Source organism: Pluralibacter sp. (assembly GCF_019237635.1).
Classification (GTDB): domain Bacteria; phylum Pseudomonadota; class Gammaproteobacteria; order Enterobacterales; family Enterobacteriaceae; genus Enterobacter_B.
The window spans coordinates 1-4497 of sequence record NZ_JAFAGS010000021.1 but is presented as its reverse complement, the minus strand read 5'-3'; the positions used below and the strand labels follow the sequence as shown (position 1 = coordinate 4497).

Annotated in this window: 4 protein-coding genes, 4 tRNA genes and 1 rRNA gene; 1 reads left to right on the top strand and 8 read right to left on the bottom strand. The window is 51.9% G+C overall.

Annotation, left to right across the window (positions count from 1 at the left end; translation table 11 throughout):
- The 5 genes from JO226_RS03015 to JO226_RS02995 form a co-directional block, all read right to left on the bottom strand.
- A partial coding sequence (locus JO226_RS03015; protein ID WP_038878821.1) for a GTP-binding protein occupies positions 1 to 291 on the bottom strand: 291 nt, incomplete at its 3' end.
- A gap of 112 nt (positions 292 to 403) precedes the next feature.
- Positions 404 to 479, bottom strand: a tRNA-Thr gene (locus tag JO226_RS03010).
- A gap of 5 nt (positions 480 to 484) precedes the next feature.
- Positions 485 to 559: transfer RNA gene (locus tag JO226_RS03005), tRNA-Gly, on the bottom strand.
- A gap of 114 nt (positions 560 to 673) precedes the next feature.
- A tRNA-Tyr gene (locus JO226_RS03000) sits at positions 674 to 758 on the bottom strand.
- Positions 759 to 766: 8 nt separating this feature from the next.
- Positions 767 to 842, bottom strand: a tRNA-Thr gene (locus tag JO226_RS02995).
- A 393-nt stretch (positions 843 to 1235) separates the two neighbouring features.
- Here JO226_RS02995 and coaA point away from each other — a divergent pair.
- The gene (coaA, locus tag JO226_RS02990; RefSeq protein ID WP_293489922.1) at positions 1236 to 2186 is read left to right on the top strand and encodes a type I pantothenate kinase; all 951 of its coding nucleotides are present in this window, start codon (positions 1236 to 1238) and stop codon (positions 2184 to 2186) included.
- Positions 2187 to 2223: 37 nt separating this feature from the next.
- Here coaA and birA read toward each other — a convergent pair whose 3' ends face one another.
- From birA to rrf, 3 genes are all read right to left on the bottom strand, one after another.
- Positions 2224 to 3186 (bottom strand): bifunctional biotin--[acetyl-CoA-carboxylase] ligase/biotin operon repressor BirA, encoded by a 963-nt coding sequence (birA, locus tag JO226_RS02985; RefSeq protein ID WP_293489920.1) that lies wholly within the window; start codon positions 3184 to 3186, stop codon positions 2224 to 2226.
- On the bottom strand, positions 3183 to 4211 hold the full coding sequence (gene murB / locus JO226_RS02980) for a UDP-N-acetylmuramate dehydrogenase (RefSeq protein WP_293489918.1): 1029 nt from the start codon (positions 4209 to 4211) through the stop codon (positions 3183 to 3185). The genes birA and murB overlap by 4 nt, the downstream gene beginning before the upstream one ends.
- Before the next feature lie 145 nt (positions 4212 to 4356).
- A 5S ribosomal RNA gene (gene rrf, locus JO226_RS02975) occupies positions 4357 to 4472 on the bottom strand.
- Positions 4473 to 4497 lie beyond the last annotated feature (25 nt).

Sequence of the window (4497 nt, the reverse complement as noted above, 5' to 3'; positions counted from 1 at the left end):
CGCAGCACCGGTGATCATGTTTTTAACATAGTCGGCGTGGCCCGGGCAGTCTACGTGCGCGTAGTGGCGAGTCGGGGTGTCATATTCAACGTGAGAGGTGTTGATGGTGATACCACGAGCTTTTTCTTCCGGCGCGTTATCGATCTGATCGAATGCGCGAGCAGAACCACCATAGGTTTTAGCCAGTACGGTAGTGATTGCAGCGGTCAGCGTTGTTTTACCATGGTCAACGTGGCCGATAGTACCGACGTTAACGTGCGGTTTTGTACGTTCAAACTTTTCTTTAGACATCGATTGTCCCTCTAAGACACGGATAAATCGGTGATATCACCACATCAACCAGGCAACATGCCCGACTTGTTGAATTTAGCGTTACAGAGAGAAAAGGGAGGAGATAGTGAAGTGGTGCTGATACCCAGAGTCGAACTGGGGACCTCACCCTTACCAAGGGTGCGCTCTACCAACTGAGCCATATCAGCACGTCTGGAGCGGGCAGCGGGAATCGAACCCGCATCATCAGCTTGGAAGGCTGAGGTAATAGCCATTATACGATGCCCGCATCCTGAAACTCGGCTACCCAGTTCTTTCTGTAACAAAAAAGAGATTTCTCTCTTTTATGTTTGAGTTAGCTAATTTTTTAACCAACTCATGCAGCAAAAACGCTGCCAGAAAGTGGTGGTGGGGGAAGGATTCGAACCTTCGAAGTCTGTGACGGCAGATTTACAGTCTGCTCCCTTTGGCCGCTCGGGAACCCCACCGGACTTGATGGTGCCGACTACCGGAATCGAACTGGTGACCTACTGATTACAAGTCAGTTGCTCTACCTACTGAGCTAAGTCGGCATCAAGTAGCGCGCATTCTAGGGAGAGCGGCCGATGCATGCAACTAAAAATTTGCATAAAACGTTCTATCGCTCACATTTTATGCATTCCGGATAAAAAATGACGCGATTCCGCTTCAGAGAGCGCAAAAAATCGGCGAGGCAGGAGAATTCCCCCCTCCTCTGGCGCGATGCGGTTGAATCACAGCGTAGACCTACGTATGTCTGTCGACCCACAGCGTCATCCGATGGCCTCTGATTGATGCTTTCTGCTGAAAGCATCACTTAATCTGATTTTTTCTTCTTGTTCTGTTCATTCTGGTGTTAACCTCCTGCCCATTGTCCTGACTAACTAAATGTGATGCGTCATCCGCCTTTCTCTGTCTGAAACGCGTGTGACAGCCAAAGCATGCTTATGAGTAAAAAAGAGCAAACGTTAATGACACCCTATGTACAGTTCAACCGCAGCCAGTGGGCTGCACTTCGTGATTCCGTGCCAATGACCCTCACGGAAGGGGAAATCACGCGCTTAAAAGGCATCAACGAAGATCTGTCCCTGGAAGAAGTCGCGGAGATCTATTTGCCATTATCCCGTTTGCTCAACTTTTACATCAGCTCGAACCTGCGCCGCCAGGCCGTGCTGGAGCAATTTCTTGGCACCAACGCTCAGCGTATCCCTTACGTTATTAGTATCGCCGGTAGCGTTGCGGTCGGTAAAAGCACGACAGCGCGCGTCCTGCAGGCGTTGCTTAGCCGCTGGCCGGAACATCGCCGCGTTGAGCTCATCACGACAGATGGCTTCCTGCACCCCAATGAGGTGCTTAAAGAGCGCGGTCTGATGAAGAAGAAAGGCTTCCCGCAATCGTACGATATGCATCGTCTGGTGAAATTTGTCTCTGATATCAAATCAGGCGCGCCGAACGTGACGGCGCCGGTGTATTCCCATCTCAGCTATGATGTTATTCCAGGTGGGGATAAAACGGTCACGCACCCTGATATTTTGATTCTGGAAGGATTAAATGTCCTGCAGAGCGGTATGGATTATCCACACGATCCACACCACGTATTTGTTTCTGATTTTGTTGACTTCTCTATTTATGTTGATGCGCCGGAAACGCTTCTTAAGACATGGTATATCAACCGCTTCCTGAAATTCCGCGAAGGCGCATTTACCAATCCGGATTCCTATTTCCATAACTATGCGAAATTAACTAAAGATGAAGCGGTTAATATCGCCACCTCATTATGGAACGAAATCAACATGTTGAATCTAAAAGAAAACATTCTTCCAACACGCGAGAGAGCGAGCTTAATCCTGACCAAGAGCGCGAATCACTCGGTAGAAGAAGTCCGCCTGCGGAAATAAAAAAAGGGAGCCACAATGGCTCCCATTTAATTAGGTATCATGTTGCGCTTCGCAGCGAAATTTCACCACCAACCCACGGTTTAATAACGCCATCCTGCTCCAGCAGAAGCGCCCCCTGAGTATCAATACCACGCGAAATACCAAAGATCTCTTTCTCGCCAATAATCAGCTTCACTGGACGATTGATAAAGTTATCGAGTTTTTCCCAGCGCGAAAGATAAGGTGCCAGCCCCTCCTGTTCAAACAGGCTCAGCGCCTCACGAAGCTCTTTGACAAGATGTACCGTCAACGCGTTGCGATCGATCCTGATCCCTGCCTCCTGCAGGTTGGTCCACCCCTGATTCACAACGTCTGACTCCACCCGGCGCATAATCAGATTGAGGCCTACGCCAATAACAATTTGCGCAGCATCCCCGGTTTTTCCTGTTAGTTCGACCAGGATACCGGCAAGTTTGCGATCCTGCAGATAGAGATCGTTTGGCCATTTCACCCGCACGTCATTCGCGCCCAGGCGTTGCAATACCTCAGCCATAACGATGCCAATGACCAGGCTAAGACCAATTGCGGCGGCCGGCCCCTGCTCCAGCCGCCAGTACATCGACAGATAGAGGTTGGCGCCAAAAGGAGAGAACCATTTACGCCCGCGACGGCCACGCCCGGCTTGCTGGTATTCCGCAACGCAAGCATCGCCGGAACGAAGCTCGCCGAGTCTGTCGAGTAAATACTGGTTTGTCGAATCGATAACGGGCAGAACCGTCACGGAGTCCGCCGCAACATGCTTGCGGATAATCTCCTCATCCAGCAACTGGATGGGCTCCGGCAGGCTATAGCCCTTACCCGGGACGGTGAAGACATCAACTCCCCAGTCGCGCAGCGTCTGAACGTGTTTATTGATCGCTGCCCGGCTCATGCCCAGCCGTTCTCCCAGCTGTTCGCCGGAATGGAAGCCGCCGTCGGAAAGAATTGAAATCAGCGTCAATGGGATCGTATGGTCCTTCACGCAATGGCCTCCACCGCATTGACCTCGCCGCGGCGACCAATAAAGCGCACCTCGGGCTCAAGCCAGACGTTAAATTTCTCGCCAACCTGCTGGCGAACATAGTGAGCCAGACCAACAACATCGTCACTGGTGGCATTATTTTCGTTGATCAAGACCAGCGCCTGCTGACGGTGTACCGCAGCGCCACCCAACGATTTCCCTTTAAGCTGACAACGGTCGATAAGCCAGCCTGCGGCGAGCTTCACCCGACCATCTGCCTGCGGGTAATGCGGGGCGTCCGGGTAATCTGCCAGCAATGCGGAGGCCTCAGAAGCCAGGACAACCGGATTTTTAAAGAAGCTACCGGCGTTGCCATGCACTTTAGGATCGGGAAGTTTTGTCATACGCATATGGCACACGGCATCGAAAACCTGCTGCGGCGTGACGGTCTGCGGATCAAGACGCGTCAGGTCGCCATAGCTCAGGACCGGCTGCCAGTCTTTCGCCAGTCGAAGTCCTACAGCAACAATGACGTATTTATCCTGATACTCATGCTTGAAGATACTATCGCGATAGCCAAAACGGCACTCTGCCGCCGTCAGGCGGGACGCTTTGCCGGTTGCCAGCTCAATGCAGTCGACGTATTCGCACACGCGCTGCAACTCCACGCCATAGGCGCCGATATTTTGTATTGGCGATGAACCTGCACAGCCCGGAATGAGTGCTAAATTCTCCAGCCCTGGCATGTTGTTATCCAGGGTGAATTTCACGAGATTATGCCAGTTCTCCCCGGCCCCAATGTGCAGATGCCAAGCATCTGTCTGCTCAGAAACAGCAATTCCCTTAATACGGTTTGCCAGCACCAGACCATCATAGTCGTCCAGAAACAGCACATTGCTTCCTTCGCCGAGGATCAACACCGGCAAGTTTTCCGCAGTGGCCTGCCGCCAGGCAGCCAGTAGAGCGGATGTGGTGTCGGCGCTGACAATACGTGCCGCATAACGGTCAATACCGAAGGTATTCCAGGATTTTAGGGAATGGTTCATAGCAGGTTCCTGATGCAAAAACCCGGCTAGTTTACCGTATATGCGCGGAGATAGGTGATTAGTTTGTCTGCGGTTCTTCCCCGCAAAGAAAAAGACAAAAACGCAAAAAGGCCATCCTTGCGGATGGCCTCTTCACTTGTTTGATGCCTGGCAGTTCCCTACTCTCACATGGGGAGACCCCACACTACCATCGGCGCTACGGCGTTTCACTTCTGAGTTCGGCATGGGGTCAGGTGGGACCACCGCGCTCTTGCCGCCAGGCAAATTCTGTTTAATCTGTATCAAA

What these genes read in the sequence shown, in the direction of transcription:
- coaA (WP_293489922.1), top strand. Translation starts at nt 1,236, where the DNA reads ATGAGTAAAAAAGAGCAAACGTTAATGACACCCTATGTACAGTTCAAC.
- murB (WP_293489918.1), bottom strand. Translation starts at nt 4,211, where the DNA reads ATGAACCATTCCCTAAAATCCTGGAATACCTTCGGTATTGACCGTTAT.